The organism is Shewanella sp. SM32 (genome assembly GCF_025654235.1).
Taxonomy (GTDB): Bacteria; Pseudomonadota; Gammaproteobacteria; order Enterobacterales; family Shewanellaceae; genus Shewanella; species Shewanella oncorhynchi.
Map to the genome: position 1 here is coordinate 1 of NZ_JAKKRO010000045.1, position 18,430 is coordinate 18,430.

21 protein-coding genes are annotated in these 18,430 nt (G+C 44.5%); 8 read left to right on the forward strand and 13 right to left on the reverse strand.

The features are described from left to right. On the forward strand, positions 1-199 hold a 199-nt coding region (locus tag L5M10_RS16590), incomplete at its 5' end, for a transposase (RefSeq protein ID WP_263255606.1). Between the two features lie 198 nt (positions 200-397). Here the strand turns inward: L5M10_RS16590 and L5M10_RS16595 are convergent. The 4 genes from L5M10_RS16595 to L5M10_RS16610 form a co-directional block, all read right to left on the reverse strand. Next, positions 398-1,165: a Crp/Fnr family transcriptional regulator gene (locus tag L5M10_RS16595; protein WP_173496650.1), complete on the reverse strand. Its 768-nt coding sequence runs from the start codon at positions 1,163-1,165 to the stop codon at positions 398-400. 122 nt (positions 1,166-1,287) lie between these two features. Continuing rightward, positions 1,288-1,986, reverse strand: a complete 699-nt coding sequence (locus tag L5M10_RS16600) for a Crp/Fnr family transcriptional regulator (RefSeq protein ID WP_263161019.1) — start codon at positions 1,984-1,986, stop codon at positions 1,288-1,290. A 105-nt stretch (positions 1,987-2,091) separates the two neighbouring features. Further along, complete coding sequence (locus L5M10_RS16605; RefSeq protein WP_263161021.1) at positions 2,092-2,433, reverse strand: BON domain-containing protein; 342 nt, start codon at positions 2,431-2,433, stop codon at positions 2,092-2,094. Positions 2,434-2,471: 38 nt separating this feature from the next. Further along, positions 2,472-2,633: a DUF3309 family protein gene (locus tag L5M10_RS16610; protein ID WP_081729035.1), complete on the reverse strand. Its 162-nt coding sequence runs from the start codon at positions 2,631-2,633 to the stop codon at positions 2,472-2,474. 285 nt (positions 2,634-2,918) lie between these two features. Between L5M10_RS16610 and L5M10_RS16615 the strand changes: the two genes are divergently transcribed. Then, positions 2,919-3,338 (forward strand): PRC-barrel domain-containing protein, encoded by a 420-nt coding sequence (locus tag L5M10_RS16615; protein ID WP_028760076.1) that lies wholly within the window; start codon positions 2,919-2,921, stop codon positions 3,336-3,338. 508 nt (positions 3,339-3,846) lie between these two features. After that, positions 3,847-5,754 (forward strand): cation:proton antiporter, encoded by a 1,908-nt coding sequence (locus L5M10_RS16620; RefSeq protein ID WP_263161023.1) that lies wholly within the window; start codon positions 3,847-3,849, stop codon positions 5,752-5,754. Positions 5,755-5,961: 207 nt separating this feature from the next. On the opposite strand, the gene L5M10_RS16625 is transcribed toward L5M10_RS16620, so the two are convergent. Further along, on the reverse strand, positions 5,962-7,320 hold the full coding sequence (locus tag L5M10_RS16625) for a PLP-dependent aminotransferase family protein (RefSeq protein WP_263255607.1): 1,359 nt from the start codon (positions 7,318-7,320) through the stop codon (positions 5,962-5,964). 92 nt (positions 7,321-7,412) lie between these two features. On the opposite strand from L5M10_RS16625, the gene L5M10_RS16630 reads away from it, so the two are divergent. Together L5M10_RS16630 and L5M10_RS16635 are read left to right on the forward strand one after the other, a co-directional pair. Continuing rightward, positions 7,413-8,039, forward strand: a complete 627-nt coding sequence (locus L5M10_RS16630) for a LysE family translocator (RefSeq protein WP_028760074.1) — start codon at positions 7,413-7,415, stop codon at positions 8,037-8,039. 184 nt (positions 8,040-8,223) lie between these two features. Beyond that, positions 8,224-9,981 (forward strand): SulP family inorganic anion transporter, encoded by a 1,758-nt coding sequence (locus tag L5M10_RS16635; RefSeq protein ID WP_105252613.1) that lies wholly within the window; start codon positions 8,224-8,226, stop codon positions 9,979-9,981. Between the two features lie 132 nt (positions 9,982-10,113). On the opposite strand, the gene L5M10_RS16640 is transcribed toward L5M10_RS16635, so the two are convergent. Together L5M10_RS16640 and L5M10_RS16645 are read right to left on the reverse strand one after the other, a co-directional pair. Continuing rightward, positions 10,114-10,311, reverse strand: coding sequence for a hypothetical protein (locus L5M10_RS16640; RefSeq protein WP_028760072.1), 198 nt, complete (start codon positions 10,309-10,311; stop codon positions 10,114-10,116). Between the two features lie 187 nt (positions 10,312-10,498). After that, on the reverse strand, positions 10,499-11,155 hold the full coding sequence (locus L5M10_RS16645; RefSeq protein WP_263255608.1) for a glutathione S-transferase: 657 nt from the start codon (positions 11,153-11,155) through the stop codon (positions 10,499-10,501). 144 nt (positions 11,156-11,299) lie between these two features. On the opposite strand from L5M10_RS16645, the gene L5M10_RS16650 reads away from it, so the two are divergent. The 3 genes from L5M10_RS16650 (at position 11,300) to L5M10_RS16660 (ending at position 13,289) form a co-directional block, all read left to right on the forward strand. Then, positions 11,300-11,473: a hypothetical protein gene (locus L5M10_RS16650; RefSeq protein ID WP_173496656.1), complete on the forward strand. Its 174-nt coding sequence runs from the start codon at positions 11,300-11,302 to the stop codon at positions 11,471-11,473. A gap of 47 nt (positions 11,474-11,520) precedes the next feature. Beyond that, positions 11,521-12,525, forward strand: coding sequence for a rhodanese-related sulfurtransferase (locus L5M10_RS16655; protein WP_028760070.1), 1,005 nt, complete (start codon positions 11,521-11,523; stop codon positions 12,523-12,525). 296 nt (positions 12,526-12,821) lie between these two features. Then, entirely contained in the window at positions 12,822-13,289 is a 468-nt protein-coding gene (locus L5M10_RS16660) for a hypothetical protein (protein ID WP_263255609.1), read from the forward strand. 188 nt (positions 13,290-13,477) lie between these two features. Here L5M10_RS16660 and L5M10_RS16665 read toward each other — a convergent pair whose 3' ends face one another. The 6 genes from L5M10_RS16665 to L5M10_RS16690 form a co-directional block, all read right to left on the reverse strand. Further along, positions 13,478-13,711 carry a DUF2897 family protein gene (locus tag L5M10_RS16665; protein WP_263238262.1) on the reverse strand — a complete coding sequence of 78 codons (234 nt, stop codon included), beginning with the start codon at positions 13,709-13,711 and terminating at the stop codon, positions 13,478-13,480. Between the two features lie 45 nt (positions 13,712-13,756). Beyond that, positions 13,757-14,494 (reverse strand): 8-amino-3,8-dideoxy-manno-octulosonate cytidylyltransferase KdsB, encoded by a 738-nt coding sequence (kdsB, locus tag L5M10_RS16670; RefSeq protein ID WP_012197229.1) that lies wholly within the window; start codon positions 14,492-14,494, stop codon positions 13,757-13,759. Between the two features lie 97 nt (positions 14,495-14,591). Further along, positions 14,592-15,662, reverse strand: coding sequence for a 3-deoxy-alpha-D-manno-octulosonate 8-oxidase KdnB (gene kdnB / locus L5M10_RS16675; protein ID WP_263238263.1), 1,071 nt, complete (start codon positions 15,660-15,662; stop codon positions 14,592-14,594). Positions 15,663-15,682: 20 nt separating this feature from the next. Further along, the gene (gene kdnA / locus L5M10_RS16680; RefSeq protein WP_028760065.1) at positions 15,683-16,870 is read right to left on the reverse strand and encodes an 8-amino-3,8-dideoxy-alpha-D-manno-octulosonate transaminase KdnA; all 1,188 of its coding nucleotides are present in this window, start codon (positions 16,868-16,870) and stop codon (positions 15,683-15,685) included. A gap of 193 nt (positions 16,871-17,063) precedes the next feature. Beyond that, on the reverse strand, positions 17,064-17,681 hold the full coding sequence (can, locus tag L5M10_RS16685) for a carbonate dehydratase (RefSeq protein WP_028760064.1): 618 nt from the start codon (positions 17,679-17,681) through the stop codon (positions 17,064-17,066). 304 nt (positions 17,682-17,985) lie between these two features. After that, the gene (locus L5M10_RS16690) at positions 17,986-18,423 is read right to left on the reverse strand and encodes a phosphate ABC transporter substrate-binding protein (RefSeq protein WP_105252606.1); all 438 of its coding nucleotides are present in this window, start codon (positions 18,421-18,423) and stop codon (positions 17,986-17,988) included. Between the last annotated feature and the right edge of the window lie 7 nt (positions 18,424-18,430).

An 18,430-nucleotide genomic window follows, 5' to 3' on the forward strand; every position in this document is an offset into this window, starting at 1 on the left:
TGCGATAAGGCTATTTGCGATAAGGCTATTCAATAAATTCCCTTATGTACGTAAAAAGCTATGGGGCAATAGCTTTTGGGCCAGAGGTTATTTTGTAGATACAGTAGGTGTTAATGAAGAAATCATTAGACGATATGTGCGCCATCAAGATAAACAAGATCAGGAACATGAGGCTCAATTGTCGTTGCAGATGATGTAGTTTTTGGAATAGCCCCTTCCAGGGGCAAGTCAAAGCCGCCTTCTAAGAAGGCGGATTCTTTACTTGAAGTACCGGTTAGGATACAAGAATTGAAATGTGAGTCTTTATGGCTGATGTACTAAAGTATCGGTTGTTTTTAAAACACTTCCTTTTTAACGCACTTCCTATTGTTACTGTATTCTTATATTCACTGTAGGTTTATGTTTGCTGCGCTTGTTGAGGTGGCATCAGCCGTTCTGATTCCTGCTTAACGACTGAGTAACATTCACAACAGGTTTGTTCTAGTAACGCGCGATCGACCACTTCAATATTCCCACGACTGTAATTGATAATTCCCATGCGCTGCAGTTTGCCTGCCGCATCGGTGACACCTTCACGGCGTACGCCGAGCATATTAGCAATCAATTCCTGTGTCATCAGCACGCGATCATCGGGCAGCCTATCTATCGAAAGCAGTAACCAACGACACAGTTGCTGTTCAATACTATGGTGGCGATTGCAAACCGCGGTCTGGGCCATTTGGGTCAGTAGCACCTGACTGTAACGCAGTAACAGATGGAGCAGGGCGCCATGACGGTTAAATTCGTCTTTAAGCCGCTGACCAAACAATCGATAGGCAACGCCAGCACTTTGCACTACAGCGCGACTCGTCGTGCTTTCTCCTCCCATAAACAGTGCAACGCCGACCATACCATCATTGCCAACGACGGCAATTTCAGCGGATGCCCCATTTTCCATCACATACAGCAGCGAAATAATGGAGTCCAACGGAAAATACACATAACGCTGCTTTGAGCCTGCTTCACAGACCACTTGTCCGAGTTCTAATGGAACCAGCTCCAGATGCGGGAAAATACGTTGTTTGACTTCCTCTGGCAATTCACATAACAACCGATTGGATTCTGGCGGGAAGTGAGTTTCCGGTGGCGCGCGCTCTGATACAGATTTCAGTTCTAGTGTGTCCATTATGATAGCGTGTCCTTGTGTGGTGATATAGCTAACTCAGGTTACAGCGAGAAACACCCATGCTATGTACGGTAGCGAACATAATGGCAGATTTTTTGAATTGTTGAGCGGAAAATATGCACTTAAGTGCGCATTGAGTGATAGCAACTGCAGCAACGGGCAAGTAGAGCTTGCCGGTCAAGAATATGTAACCGCCCACGATTATATGAAATGCTACCGCGGAGCTGTAAATTGCCTGCGGCCTCGGTAATACTGCTTCGCCTAACACCTAGCATGTCGGCTAAAAATTGATGGGTTAGATATAACTCATCAGTCTGAATTCGGTCGTGACTCATTAGCAACCAACGTGCTAGCCGAGACTCAATGGAGTGAAAATGGGCACAGACTGCATTTTGTGATAATTGGCATAACAAGGTGTATAGATAAGTCTCTACTATTTGCTTCAGATTGGTATTTTGAGCGAGTAAGTTTTCAAAGGTTTCAATGGGGAGCCGCCAAGCTTGGCCAGAACCTTGGATTATCGCCTCGGAAGGCACTTGCCGAGTGCCCAGCAAAGTCGTCGCCCCAAGCATACCTTCGTAACCAATCAAACCCATTTCCAATGCAGGATGTTTGGGGAGTTTAGCAATCAAAGAAATAAAAGCTGTTAAGGGAAAATAGACATATTGATATGACTCGCCAGGCTTGCACAGTAAGTCGGCAAAGTTAAGTTGGACTAACTCAGCTTGCGATAATAAATCCGCTTGTTCCACCACTGGCAGATGACGGATTAATCGATTCTGAATTTGTGGCGCTGATGTATCTTGGTGTTGAGTGGGCATAGCGGTTCAACCTGTGGTGGCATTGACTTGGCACCAGAAAATCTGCTGCAAAAAGAAGGGCCGCAGCCCCTGAACGGGGGCTACGGAATGATGGAGATTAAACGACTAGTTGTTTAGTTGCGGTGAAGGTGCAGCTGATTTCAGTTGCATATCGTTTTTGACTGAAATGACGCCGGGGACTTTGCTTGTTAGTTTTACCGCTGTATTGATATCTTCACGCGATTTAACAAACCCGCTGAGCTGGACCACGCCTTTAAAGGTTTCAACATTAATCTCGGCCACACTTAAGTTTTTATCACCTAAAATGGCAGCTTTCACTTTGGTGGTGACCACACTGTCGTCTAAATACTCGCCAGTACCTTCTTTGTTGTATGCAGAACTGCAACTGGCCACGGCGACTAAGCCTAGAGCCAGCAGGAAGATACTTAACATTTTAATTGTTCTCATCAGATTATCCTTTTTGATAAAGAGTAAAAATGGGGGCATTAGCTAACGCGTCCCGTTAACAGCAATATAATCAGCACCAGTAGCACTATGCCTATAAGGCCACCTGGACGATAACCCCAGTTTCGGCTATGGGGCCAAGTGGGGAGCATGCCGAGAAATAACAAAATTAAAATAATCAATAAAATAGTCGCAATTGACATGGCTAATCTTCCTGATACCGGGGCAATTTTGCACTGGGTAACATGAGTCTGTGCCGTAGCAAATGGGATGTCGGTACGCTGGCGCACTTACAGGGATCTGACGAGTCGATGTGTTTATATTCGCATTACCTGATAAGCGGTATGCCGAACAGAGCGAGTGATTGTAGAGATGCATACTCTAACTTATGTCCAATGACGGACATGTTCAATTCGAAACCAACGTTTGGTATTTCACTTATTCCGTTGTCCAGTTTCATGGGCTGCGCTAATAAAGAGGTCAACAAAATGAATTATCATGATCGCGATGTTTACGGCATTTACAACAATCCACAGTTCGCTTCTCCATCATTGGCACAAGGACCCGGCCCATATCTGATGGGCGCTGAAACACTGATCGGCAATAATGTTGTTAATAACTCTGGTGAAACCTTAGGGGATATCAAAGAAATTATGCTTGAAGTGGAAACGGGCCACGTCGGGTATGCGGTACTGTCGTTCAGTACTTATTTTGGTTTTGGAGAAAAGCTGTTTGCAGTGCCTTGGAAGATGCTGACACTTAATCATGAGCAAAAATGTTTTGTCATGGATATATCATTAGAGCGACTCAAAACGGCGCCGGGGTTTGATAAAGGCCATTGGCCCAATATGAAAGATGTTGAATGGGAAAACGAACTGCACGATTACTACGGTAGCCGTAGGGATTAATGGTGTTAAGCAGGGGATTTATCCCCTGCGTTATTATTTGGATTCAGTAAATATGTATAAGTGTGGTTGTGTCTATCAAGTGAGTAGGGCCCACACGCATTTTAGTTGTTAGGAATTTGCTTATCGCCATGGTTGTAACCTAATAACGATAAAAGTTTGAGCTAGCGTATTATCGAAAGTCACTAGCGTGTATCGCTGATCAATGTCTTCGCTTCATCAAATGATTAAAGCCTTGTCGAAAGATAAGGCTTTTTTGTTTTTCTATTTTAAGTTTAAATCCCTATTTAAGGTAAATCTGATGTTTTCGGATTTGTACTACAGCTTATTTTACTTGATGTCGCTAGATTGCTCCGTTTTCTTGATTTTTCTCCATAGGTGATGAGGGAAGAGTCATATTTAACAGTGGATATATCGAATAGATAATTTCAGCTTACTGTTCATGCTGTTGTCATCTGCGTCATTAAAGCTAAGCTCATTAGTATTTAGCTCAGTTATCTAAAGGATTTATATGGTTGAACACATTACTGGCATGCTAGCGCTAATTGGAGTGCTATCGTTATTTTGTCAATGGCTTGGCTGGAAACTGCGGTTACCAGCGATTTTACCCTTGTTGCTATGTGGGCTCACTTTAGGCCCTGGGCTTGGACTCCTCAATCCTGATGCGATTTTTGGTGATTTGCTTTTTCCGATTATTTCCCTCGGGGTCGCCGTGATTTTATTTGAAGGTGCTTTGACTCTTAACTTCAAAGAAATCAAAGATCATGGTCGTATGGTGACGCATCTTGTGACTATCGGTACCGTGATCACTTGGGCCTGTATCAGTACGGCCACCTTTTATTTACTGGATTTTAGTTGGGAAATTGCATTGCTCTTTGGGGCGCTAGTGGTGGTGACTGGGCCTACGGTTATCGTGCCAATGCTCAGAAGTGTGCGTCCTAAATCTCAGCTGGCGAGTATTTTGCGTTGGGAAGGTATAGTGATTGACCCAATAGGTGCGCTGCTCGCAGTGTTAGTCTTTGAATACATAACCGTTGCTAGCGATCAAACGACGCATGTGCTCTATGCCTTAGGCTCTATGTTGTCCCTCGGATTAGGACTTGGCGCAGTAGCGGGTTATCTAACGGGACAAATCTTAAGACACAACCTATTGCCACACTATCTGCGTAATACCGCCGTTTTGACCTTAATGCTGGGTATCTTTGTCGGCTCGAACCTATTACAAGAAGAATCGGGTTTATTGACTGTGACAGTTATGGGCATTTGGCTTGCGAATATGCGTGGTGTGGATATTGCTGAAATCCTTGAATTTAAAGAAACATTAACCGTACTGTTAATTTCTGCACTGTTTATTTTACTGGCGGCGCGATTAGATTCTAATGCCATGCTCGGCTTAGGTTGGGGTGGACTGGGTGTTTTAGCGGTGACCATGTTATTGGCACGACCGCTGAGTATTTGGGCTTCTGGTATCGGCACATCTCTGTCGAAAGCGGATAAGTGGTTTTTATGCTGGATTGCACCGCGAGGCATAGTTGCTGCTGCGGTATCGTCATTGTTTGCGATTAAGTTAGAAGCCAACAATGTGCAGGGCGCAGATGCAATTGTGCCCTTAGTGTTCTTAATTATTATCGGCACTGTGGTGGTCCAAAGTTTAACGGCGGGACGTTGGGCACGATTTCTTGGGGTTAAAGCCGATTCTGCCCAAGGTTTATTGATCTTTGGCGCCTCTAAATTTTCCAGAGAGTTAGCGAAAATTTTAAAAGCCAAAGATGTCAAAGTGCTATTGGCTGATAATAACTGGGATAACATTCGCCTTGCGCGTATGGATAATATCCCAGTGTATTTTGGTAATCCCGTATCGGAACATGCTGAAACCTATATGGATTTAACTGGAATTGGCCGCGTATTGATTATTTCACCTTACCGACAGTTAAACCCGTTAGTGAGCTTTCATTTCCAAGACTTTTTTGGTGCTAAAAAAGTATTTGGTCTTAATAATACCGAAGTAGGCAGTGCGCGCCACCAGCTCTCTGAAAGTTATAAGCAACGTTTATGTTTGTTTGGTGATGCAGTGTCTTATGCCAAGATAGCCAGCCTAATGGCGAAAGGCGCTCAACTGAAAGTAACGAATTTAACCGAAAACTTCAGCTTTGAACATTTTCGTAAACGTTACGGTGAGACGGCAATACCACTGGTTTACCTGACAAAAGAAGGTAAGGTCGTCGTTGTTTCGGGTAATGATACCGTATTTCCGAATGGCATTGAGCTTATCAGTCTATTGCCAATTGAAGCTTTAGAAGAAGCCAAAGTGCAGCAAGCGATTGCAGAGCGGGAAGCCCAAGAAAAAGCAGCAGAATCTGCTTTAGCAAAGGTAAAAACGGAAGAGCATGAAAGTGAAGGTGATGACGCTATTGGGTAAGTTATTGTTACCAAGAAATTTATTATTGAAATATTTTTTGACTAGCTGAAAAATATTTCTCAAATAGCACATTCAAGGCATCATAGCTGCGTGAGTTTTATGGCCAATCTTACTGCAGCTATAGATTACATCCCAAAAAAGAGTATTAAAATGACTTGGCTAGAAAGCCATGTTTATGCAGAAAGTTAGCTCTTATACAAGCAGTCATTACACTACTGAATAAGCATTTTGCACTAAGGAACGTATGGTCGATTCTATGCATTCAACCGCGAGATTGAATTGAGTGTCGTTTTCGGCGCCACCAAGGCTCAAGCGGATAAAATTATCATGGCAATTAAAGTCATCACCATTACGGACTAATATGCCTTTTGCGGCCAGTGCGGTAACGAGGTGATGGGCTTTGATATCTTCTGGCAGTTGTATCCAACCGTTTAACCCTCGCCAAGTTTGGGTTAATCCCAGTCGTTCGCCCATGGCGATACAGTGACGTTGGCGTTGACGTACGAGCGTATCTCGTTCTGCAGTGATATGACCTTTCTTTATCAACTGACAGGCTATTTCAATATTCAGCGGCGACACCATCCAGCATTGGCTATGAATAGCGAGTCGCACTTGGGCGATAAGGGGGTCAGGAACCAGAATAAAGCCTTGCCTTAAGCCGCCAGAAAACAATTTTGACAGGCTGGAAATATAAATCACCCGTGGTATCACCAGCTGTTTTGCTAATTGCCACAGGGGCGAATGCCATTCTTCAGGTAAACAATAATTCACGTCATCTTCAATGATATAGAATTGATATTGCTCTGATAATTCAAGGATTTTCTGCCGCTGTGATTCACTGTACTGAATGCAAGTGGGGTTTTGATTATTCAGCGTGAGATAGACTAATTTAGGGTTGTGGATCTGTAATAGGGCTTCAAAGCGCGGCAGATCTAATCCTTCGTGGGTAAGGGGCACTCCAACGCTAGTGACACCAAGCTGTTTAGCACAAATTCTCACGCCTGGATAACTGTATTGCTCGTGTAACAGTACATCGCCTGTTGATAAAAATGCGCTCAAACAGGCAAAAATGGCTTGCTGGCCGCCATGGGTAAAGACCAGTTGCTCGGGTGTTTGCTGTATACCGCGTTGGTTTAACCATTGGTGGAACACTTGTTGGTGTTGATCTAATGGACTGGCGCGATAACCGAGTAACTGACTCAATTTAGTGGGGTCTTTCGCTAATTGGCTGAGGCAATCGCTTAGGGTGCTGATTTGATCTGTGAGTGGCTGCTGACAGGTCGCCATATTCAATTGTACGTTACCCATTTCAGTTACAGGGGAGGCGTTGACATAGGTGCCATCTCCCACACGCGCTTCGACGTAACCCCTTTGTTCCGCCAATGCATAGGCGCGGGTCACGGTGCCAATAGTGATGCCTAAGGCATCGGCTAAACGGCGCTGTGGTGGCAGTTTACTGCCTTGGGTTAACACCTTCTGCAAAATGCCTTGTTCTATGGCACTGACTAAGCGCTGATATTTCGGGCCTGAAAAAGTCGTTAGGTCTGGTGTCCAGATTGTACCCATGACAATAAATCCATTGATCTCTAATATTCTCCGTATATTATTTATTGCATCTTTTTATGTCAACAAATGTATGCATACAATTTAAGGCGAATATGAATACTGCACTGCTTTATGATCCACAATTATGGACTTTAATGGCCTCGACCGCGCTGTTTTGCGCGACGATGACAATGACTCCAGGACCGAACAATATTCTCTTGGCTAGCTCTGGAGCGCATTTTGGTGTGCTGCGTACCGTGCCACATATTGCAGGGATCCGCTTGGGTTCGACCTCTTTACATCTTGCGGTATTATTCGGCCTCGGTACCTTGTTTGAAGCATTACCGGTATTGCACCAAGTATTGAAATATTTTGCTTTAGCATATTTGCTGTATCTCGCGTACAAATTAGTGACGTCGCCAGTGCAGAGCACGCATTTGGATGATGGGCGAAAACCTATGACGCTCATTGAAGCTGCATTATTTCAATGGATTAACCCTAAATCTTGGATGTCGACGATTACCCTGTGTAGCGCTTTTACATTAAGTGGTGATGGCTTTTGGTTGAGTGCGTTTCTTGGCGTATTAATGTTCAACATAGTGGGATTTCCTGCATCATTTACTTGGGTATTTGTCGGTGCAGCGATCAGTAAGAAACTCAATACCGATAGACGTAAGCGCCATTTTAATTGGTTTATGGGCAGCTTGCTCTTAGTGTCATTACCTATGATATTACGCTAGCTTGGCTTGAATTAAGTGCCTAAGCCTATAAATATTCTGAGGAAGACACTCGCGTAATGATTGGCTTTATGCCATAACCAACATACTATTGATGGCTTTTTAGGTAATGACCTTTTAGCTGAACATTTTCAGTCTCAGTTATACTTGTTGCTTATCTTGATAGTGTGTATATGGAGGTTGCCGAGTGAAGTTCCCTAGTTTGATTTCGTTTATGCCGGGATTGGCGCAATTATTACAATATGAAAAGCAATGGCTTAGGGATGATGTGCGCGCAGGCTTATCCGTTGCCGCTGTGGCATTACCCGTAGCGATTGCTTATGCCCAGCTCACAGGTGTGAATGCTGCCGTGGGTTTGTATTCCTGTGTATTACCAATGTTGGTATACGCACTATTTGGCACCTCAAAACAATTAATCGTGGGTCCAGATGCGGCGACTTGTGCTGTTATCGCCGCGGTTGTCACGCCCCTAGCTGCAGGGGATAGTATGAAGCACTGGCAGTTAGTGATGACCATGACGGCCATGACAGGCTTTTGGTGCTTGATTGCGAGTCGTTTTAGGCTAGGGGTTCTCGCCGATTTTCTATCAAAACCGATTTTGATGGGACTGCTTAATGGTGTTGCAATTACTATTATCGTGGGACAGTTTTCAAAAATATTCGGTTTTACCTTCGATGAGCGTTATCTAATCGAACGCCTCAGCGGTGCGCCTTCTTACTTATCCAAAACCCATTGGCCGACATTGACGATGGGGATTGTGACGCTAGCGACTTATGCCTTAGTGAAACGGTTTCGTCCTCAATGGCCTGCTTCTATGTGCGCAATGGCGATGGCGGCTTTCCTTGTTTGGGTGTTTAACCTGACGAGCTTTGATATTAGCGTCGTCGGAGAAGTGACCTCAGGATTACCTTCATTCCAAGCGCCTGTATTTGATTTAGGTATCGCCCGTGAGCTTGTGGTACCAGCGCTTAACTTAGCCATGGTGAGCTTTGTGAGCATGATGTTGACGGCTCGAAGCTTTGCGGCAAAAAACGGTTACGATATAGATGCCGATAAAGAGTTCAGGGCGTTAGGTATAGCCAATATAGCGTCTGCCATATCTCAAGGTTTTGCGGTGAGCGGCGCGGATTCCCGCACTGCGGTTAATGATGCCAATGGTGGTAAGAGCCAGTTAGTGTCTATCATTGCGGCGGTATTGATTGGTGTTGTGGCGCTATTTTTCACTGCGCCTTTGAAGTTTATCCCCAGTGCCGCCTTAGGTGTGGTACTGGTGATTGCCTCTATCTCGCTTATCGATTTAAAGTCACTGTGGAATCTGCGAGTGCGGGATAGGTCTGCTTTTCTACTTGCCTGTATCACCTTGTTCTCCGTGTTGTTTATTGGGGTTATCCCTGGGATAACCTTGGCTGTATTACTGGGTTTATTCCAGTTCCTCGCTACTGTGATGCGGCCTACGGATCAAGTGCTTGGTTTAGATCATAAGGGCGTTATCCGCAGTGTCGATGAATCGGGTAAAGCTAAATCGGTTCCAGGAGTATTTATATATCGCTTTAATTCGCCGTTAACTTACTTTAATGCGACGTATTTTAAGCGCCGTTTACTGGAAAAGTTTATTCGGGAATCTGAGCCTGTTGATTGCATCATTATTGATGCAGTGCCTTGTTTTACCCATTTGGATTTAAGTGTGATGGCCATGTTGGCTGATTTACATCAACTGCTTAAAAAACGTGGCGTTCGTTTAGTGCTTGCGGGACGTAAACGGCAGATGCTGAGTTGGTTTGAGCAAGCGGGCATGCAGACAGGGGAAGGTGGTATTTTGATCCGGCCAGATTTGTATCTCGCCCTTAAAATGAATCAAAGCTATAAACAAGCCTTGGCTGAAGGGCAAGCGCCTGTGATCCAAAAAGTTCCTGATGACTCGGTATTGTTGCACAGTCATTTGTAGTTAACTGTAATGCCTTGTTTGATTAAACTGGGTCATAAAATAGCGCAGCTTAAGGTTGCGCTATTTTTTGTCTTAATTTGATAAGTAAATCAATGGTATGACTAGCTTTTTGAAGGTATTCAGTTTTACCGTTTAGTCTTTGAGAATTCTATCTAGGGGAATAAAACCGTGAAAACCATAATAACCCATAGGGCCGAGTATCAGACTCAGTAGGCACCATAAGCACTTTTTGTTAGTGCTGAGATCCACTTTACTCTTGAAAGCCCGAAGGGCAAATAGACAATGCAATAGCACCAGGCCCCCAAGCATAATAACGATATTAATATCCATATTTTCCAACTGTCTTATCCTTGTGTTCTATCATTCACGTCCTTGAGTCTTTAGGCGTGGTTACTTTTCTTGAGAAGATTGTCTAGCTACGATTAGCTAAATTAGTTACCTAGTGGCAAATACCTTACTCGAATATTTTACCGATGGCTATAACATAAAATAAAAATAATCTTTAAATCTTATTGGCTTACACGTCTCCTAACAAGCAAATTGGAGAATGGCTAGCGTCCCAGATCACATATTTTTCCATCGCACGAATAAATATTTCACTCGAAATAAGTCGATTTAGCCAAACGGCGACTCGCGGAAAATCATCACTAAGTGCACATTTAAGATCCACTGCGGCAAACTGGCGTACAAAAGGTATGATTGCGTAGTCGGCAAGGCGAGGTGTATCGGCGACTAAAAAGGGGTGTTGCCCTAAGCATGTTTCAAGTTGCAGGAGGAAATGACTCGCCTGCTGATAATAATAAGCTTGCGTTTGCTCAGGGTAACGGTCGGCATATTTATAGCGGTCAAGCCATGGTTTAAATTGCTGATCATTTTTCGCGATAAGCTGTGCTATTTTATCTTCAATAGCAGGATTTTGCTGACACAATAGATCTAAGGGATCTGCTTGCGTGAGTGCCCAGCGCATGATCTCAAGACTTTCGGCAATCACCTCGCCGTTTGCTAGTACTAATACTGGCACAGTACCCTTAGATGAGGCCGCTAGCATTTGTGGTGGTTTGGCTTTAAGGGTGATTTCACGGACTTCAACATTGCATTGGGCTAATAAGAGTCCCAAACGTGCTCGCATGGCATAGGGGCAACGGCGGAAGGTGTATAAGACGGCTAGAGTCATTCGGATTTCCTCTACTGTGCGGCGCCATGCGTGGAAGTTGATGCGACTAAAGCTGATGTCAGCGTGTTCATACTTGCTTATTGACGACGCGAGCATGCCAATGCGAATGTTGCGTGCCAATCATGCAATATTCAAAGGGCGCAGATGGTAACGCTTTCATACTGGGATTTCTGCTTAAATTACCATCATAGAATGATTTTTCTCACCACTGTGCGTAAAGAATTAAAGACCCTGTATTTTATCTGTGTTTATCTTGCTGTGACTCAGGTAGAATTCCGCGCTATTTTTGGGATCTGCAGCAAGGCTGCAGATGATTGATTTGTTTATGCACTGGAAATTAAGTTCCAGCCAGCAAAGAGGGTGTTATGGCTAAAGTTGTCGTATGTGCGTTATATAAATTCGTGTCGTTACCGCATTTTGAATCTATCCGAGCGCCATTGCTCGCTATGATGGAACAGGCCGAGATCAAAGGCACTCTGCTCCTCGCAAGTGAAGGGATCAATGGCACAGTTGCTGGCACTCAAGAAGCGATTGAAGCGTTATTAGTGTGGCTTAATAGCCAAAATGGCCTAGACAATATCGTTCACAAGTTATCATTTGACGATGAAATGCCGTTCTACCGCACTAAAGTCAAGCTGAAAAACGAAATCGTGACTATGGGCGTTGAAGGTATTGACCCACTTAAAGTGGTTGGCACCTATGTGAAGCCTCAAGATTGGAATGCGCTGATTTCTGATCCGGACGTGATTTTAGTCGACACCCGTAACGACTATGAAGTGCAAATCGGCACTTTCAAAAATGCCATTAATCCTGTGACTGAAACCTTCAGAGAATTCCCTGAATATGTGAAGCAGAATCTTGATCCTGCTAAACATAAGAAGGTCGCCATGTTCTGTACTGGCGGTATTCGCTGTGAGAAATCAACTGCTTATTTAAAAGAGCAAGGCTTTGATGAGGTCTATCATCTCGAAGGCGGTATTCTTAAATACCTTGAAGAAGTCAAAGCGGAAGAAAGCCTGTGGGAAGGCGAGTGCTTTGTATTTGATAACCGCGTTGCGGTAAATCATGACTTGAAGAAAGGCCAATACGATCAATGTAATGCTTGCCGTATGCCAATCACTGAAGCTGAAAAACAGAGCCCTGCCTATGTGCAAGGTGTCAGTTGCCCACATTGTATCGATAAAATTTCTGACGAGCAGCGTAAACGTTTCGTTGAGCGTGAACGTCAAGTGAATCTGGCTAAAGCCCGTAATGAAGCGCATATCGGTAGCGATGTAAATCAAGTGATTGAAGCGCGCCGTGAGAAAAAAGAAGCGCAGCGTCGACTCGCCGCCGAGAAAAATAACGCGAAAAAATCGCAAGCGCTTTAACTTTATATGTCATTAGATGAGTAGTGAGTTAGTCATGAGTTCGCACTGAGCTCATTTCGTACTCAGGTAGCTTGCACTCTGGCCCGACTCGTTCGGGCCATTTTTTATGCCGATTTTAGTTTTAGTGTGAATGTGCTTTAAACCATTATCTATCATAGCGCTATGCCGAAAACCTTAAATTTATGATAACTTTCAGTCGCTAGTATTAAAAACGTTAGTATTAACAACGCTAGCATTTCAAAAAAGTCGAGTGCTATATACGAAGGGAGCGATTCAGTGCAAGGTAGGCAAAGCGCATGAGCATTTGGAAAGAGCTATACGATATTTTTGATAAGGAACGCAGTCGCTGGCAGCAATCGAGCGCCAGTAAGCAGGCGATTGCCTTCGAGTTAAAAGCCAATTTGGGTTTTCTGGCCGATGCGTTAAGCAGCTGTTTGTCGCAAAGTGCGATCGCCAGTGGTTTAGAATGCAGTATTTTTGAGGCAAAACAGAAAGAGGGCGCAGCACTCACTGCGTTAAATCGCCGTAAAGTGACACTGAAATTTATTGGTGAATTTGCCGAGTTTAATAAATATGTCGGTAAAGAGAACGACGCTTTAGTCGAGAATGCTTACGCTAGAATCAAATCGCTGCAGAAGTTAGTCGCGGCTGAGCCCAATAAAAATCATGATCTTAAGATTAAATCCCTGTTTCGCTTTTTAGTCTTTTTAGTGGCGCACCTTGAGGAGCAGCCATTGAGTCGCACATCAGCGAAAAAAGCCTAAGGCTGATGAGTGGCATTGGCTAGCTTGTTATTTGAGAGACAAAAAAGGCGCCTGTGGCGCCTTTTCTATGTTTGCGAGCGTCATTGCTCAGTGTTTATAGCGCAGTCTTTAAAAGGCGTGTTCAAGAGCCATCTTTAGACTCACTCTTTAAAAGCCGCCATTGAGTTTAGCCCCTAGGTGGCTCAGTTTTACTTATCTGCTTTATTGGGTTCTGAGTCCGCAGAACTTGGTTTGCTTGAAGCATCATCTGCGTCATTCTCTGCTGCCGAAGGCTCAGTAGTACCTGGTTTTATCTGCTTATCTTTACCATGTTGACCGAACTGTGGCAGTTTGAACTTAGCACTGTACTTCAACGCAGCAAGATTACTGGCGATGACACCGACGATCAAAATAATAATGATCCAGACTTCTAAGGTCGACATACTCAGCTCCTGTTTCGAATTGACTCGCGCACACCTAACGGGCGATTAATCAACCGCTAAACGTTGCTCACATTTACGAATGTCTTCTGGCGTATCCACTTCAATAGAATCAAAGGCGCTAATGGCGATTTTGATTTTATGGCCGTACTCTAATGCACGTAATTGCTCGAGTTTTTCCAGATCTTCTAGACGACCTAATGGTAGGGCAGCGAAGGCCTGTACGAATTTGCGGGTATAAGCATACACACCTAAGTGCTTATAAACGGGGTAATCTTGAGTATCGCGGCCAAAAGGAATACGCGAACGAGAGAAATACAAGGCGTAGTTGTTGTTATCGAACACCATCTTCACATGCATAGGATCGTCAAGCTCGGCTTTATTGACGATTTCAAAGCCTAAGGTGGCCATTTCAAACTCACCAGGGTGACGCTCGAAGAGGCTGATGACTTGCTCGATAGAGGTTGGGTCAATAAGAGGTTGATCGCCCTGTAGGTTGATCACTAAGTCGTCATCTTTCAGTCCCAGTTGGTTTATTGCATCATTGATACGATCTGTACCCGAGGCTGCATCTGGGCTGGTCATGACTACTTTGCCGCCAAAACCTTCAACGGCCGCTTTAATGCGATCATCATCGGTAGCGACGTAAATATTGGTGAGGCCTTTGGCTAACGACGCGCGTTCATACACGTGTTGGATCATTGGCTTGCCGTTAATCGGGGCTAAGGGTTTGCCCGGGAAGCGGCTTGAACCGTAACGAGCCGGGATTAACAGAGTCACATTCATCAAATTATCCTACTTTTATCAAAGATATACAGTGTAGATATACAATGCATATAGACAAAAGGGCTCACAATTGAGCCCTTTTAACATGTGTTAGAGCTTAGATACGACGGAACAGCGCAGTCAACATTTCATCTGTGACTTTCTCTTCCCAACCCGCGCCGTAAACGTTAGCCCATAGTGGACCCATGCTCTTAGTCACGGCAACCATTTTCGCTATGGTTTCGTCTGGCAGATCTTTACAGATGTTCTTCGGCAGCGTGATGTTATGTTTCTTCATCATCAGACGGAACTCTTCAACGCCTTCTGGATAGAATTCTTCTAACACGTCAAAGGCGATACAGTTGCCGATACCATGGTGGTAACCCAGGATATAGGACAGACCGTAAGAAACCGCATGACAGGCACCCACTTGGCTATAAGCTATGCTCATGCCGCCCATGAAAGACGCCATCATTAGCTTGTCGTCTTTTTCTACGTGGTCGTCTAAGTACACTTGGCGACATAAATCCATGGCTTTTTCAGCGTAGGATTTAGAGAACTCGTTTAAGAAGGTACCTTGTAACGATTCAACACAGTGGATATAGCAATCCATACCTGTATAGAACCATTGGTCCGTTTCTACGCCTTCGATTAACTCAGAATCCATGATGATTTGATCGAATACTGTGTAATCTGAGTTCAGGCCTAGCTTACGTACTGGACCACATAATACGGCGGTGCGTGACGCTTCTGCACCAGTACCAGAAATCGTTGGGATACCAATGTGGTGTACCGCTGGGTTCTTGATTAAGTCCCAACCTTGATACATAGCAGAGCCACCTGGGTTTGTCAGCATCAGCGATACTGCTTTAGCTACGTCCATGGTTGAACCGCCACCTAAACCGACGACGCTCACTGGCAGTTTGCTATTGAAAGCTTGAACTTGTTCAGTCAGGGCATCGATTTGAATTGTGCTTGGCTCTTCATCAACGTTAACCCAAATTATCATGTCTTGTGCTTTAGCTGGAATGCGGCCCTCAAGGGTTTTGCCTTGATGCACGTCATCGACTAAAAACACCACGAAGTCGTCGGCGGTTTTACGTTCAGCAGCTAACACTTCATCCAATTGGACGAATGAGCCACGGCCGAAGATCATTTTTTCAACTACTTTAAAATTCTTAAAACTCATTGCAACAAACTCCCGTAGAATTATTGGGCAAATGCTTTCTTGATGTTTTCGATACGCTCGGCGATCTGAGCATCGGTCCAAGACAACTTGATGAGCATAGAAATCGTGCGGCTCATAATGGCATCGGATTTAGGCACAGAAACTTGAGTATAGTCAGGTCTGTCGGCGATTAATGTGATTGGCAACGCAGCAGATGCCTTAAGCTCCTGAATGTGTTTCCAGTTTTTCAAATAATGCCAGTTGTTCACATACCAGTAGAAGCAGCCATCAACGCCGTTTTCAGCCAGTTTTTTGCTGATTTCTTGCGTGCGCGCTTCGGTTGGCAACATAAAGGTTAAGAAGCCAGCCGAGTCGCCTTCGGGATCTGGGATCTGGCGGAAGGTGACTTCTGGAATAGCGGCCATTGCATCTTTAATGGTCTTTTTGTTTTTACGTTGAATATCGATAATGGTATCGAGTTTACGTAACTGCGCTAACCCTAAGGCGGCATTCATTTCCGAAATACGGAAGTTCAAGCCAATGATAGGGTGTGACTCTGCACCGCGGTCTTTACCAATGTGGTCATGACCGTGATCTGAGAACATGTGCGCATTGTTGTAGATTTCTGTGTTGTTTGTGATCACAGCACCACCTTCACCACAGGTGATGGTTTTGACTGAATCGAATGAGTAACAACCCACATCACCGATAGTACCTAGGGCTTGGCCCTTGTAGCTACCACCGATGGCTTGGCAAGCATCTTCTAAAATCAGTAAGTTATGTTTTTTACAGACGGCTTTGATCTCGTCCATCTTCGCCATAGAACCGCACATGTGCACTAAGTTGATGGCTTTAGTGCGTGGGGTAATCGCGGCTTCGATACCTTCTGGAGATAAACACAATGTCTCATCGATTTCGGCAAAAATCGGAATAGCGCCTGCCATAAAAATCGCTTCAACTGAGGCTACAAAGGTAAAAGGTGGCACGATAACTTCATCGCCAGCACCAATGCCTGCAGCCATCATGGCCGTTTGCAGCGCAGCAGTACCGCTTGATAAAAGGTGAGCATGCTTCACGTTCATCTTCTCGCAAAGTAGTTGCTCCATATCGCGCGTCTTCCAGCGATCATTACGCATATGGTCGAAGTTGTAACGGAAGGTAAAACCGTTTTCCATAACGTCAGCGACTTCCTGCTTCTCTTCAGGACCAAATAATTCAAAACCGGGCATGGAAGGTATCTCCTTAGAATTTGTGGCGCATAGGTCGCCTGCAATTAACTGGCGGATTATAACTGGCGTAATAGACCCTTGCGATGTTTTATTGCTGAAAATTGTCATGGAAAAAGAAAAACCTGCACAGGGGCAGGTTTTATCTGAGCATTGATGACACTCAGCTAAGGGTTAAAAGCCTATATTCAGGCTGTTAGCGTGGATTGGCTAAACCATGTTCACGGTCAACCGTGACATCTAAATCTGTCAGTAAACCGTTATCAATGCCGTAAATCCAGCCGTGTACCGCCACTTCTTGGCCGCGATCCCAAGCTTCTTGCACTATGGTTGAACTGGTCACATTAGCAACCTGCTCAATCACGTTTAGCTCGCACAGGCGATCAAAACGTTTGGCTTCGTCCATCTGTTGTAATTCTTCCTGATAAATACGATAGATATCACGTAAATGCCCGAGCCAGTTATCGATGAGTCCTAAGCGTTGCTGACCCATGGCCGCGCGCACACCACCACAGCCGTAGTGACCCACCACCATAATATGCTTCACCTTGAGCACATCGACGGCGTATTGCAGTACAGATAAGCAGTTAAGATCGGTATGGATCACCATGTTGGCGATATTACGGTGAACAAAGACTTCACCGGGCATAAGATCAATGATTTGGTTTGAGGGTACGCGACTATCTGAGCAGCCAATCCACAGGTATTCAGGATGTTGCTGTTTCGCTAATTGTTCAAAAAAATCAGGATTTTCTTGGCGTATACGTCCGGCCCAGCGGCGGTTATTGTCGAATAAAGGTTTGAGTAGTTTCATTTTAACCTATTGTTTTATTGACATATAAAATGTCTTCTCATGCTCTAATTCATGCAAGCAGCACATTTTTAGCAAGAGTATACCAGCAAATTTGGCTCTGCTGGTCTATCCAATTAAGGTTTGAATCAGGATATTGAAAAATCGAGATTATTTTTTCTTAATAGTACTGCAAATGGATAAGCCCTCTCTGAGGGTTCAAGCACCATTTGATTTTGATAGTGTGTTTGTTGTTTATATCGCACAAATGCTGAGTGGAAACCTTGTCCGCCACAGGTTAAGGCGGACAAGGATGATGCAGTATGGGTTAGAACTTACTGATCACTTTCACGCTGTCGTTTACTTCGCTGACGTCAACAAATCCGATCATATTGGGATTGGCGGCAATCAATGCGAGCATTTCAGCGCTGGAGTCGACGACTTTGGGCGGTTGACCTTGGCCTGAAAAGACCAGTTTTGACCAATAGGCTTTTAACTGACTCTCGGTTTTATTAAGGATCTGTTTAACAAAGGCATCACGTGCGGGCGTGCCTTCAGGTTGATCGAGTGCGACGACAGTGCCACCACTGGGGAAAGACTTGAGTTTGCCTAAATAGATCCGTGAAATATCCGCAGCGCTAATTTCTGACGTATTAGAAGGGTGCACCACGACGGCAATTTCGGCTTGAACACAGGCACTGCCAAATAGAAGCGCACTGGCGACTAAGGTTTTTATCATCAACCGAGAACTTATTAATAGTTTCATGCTTAAC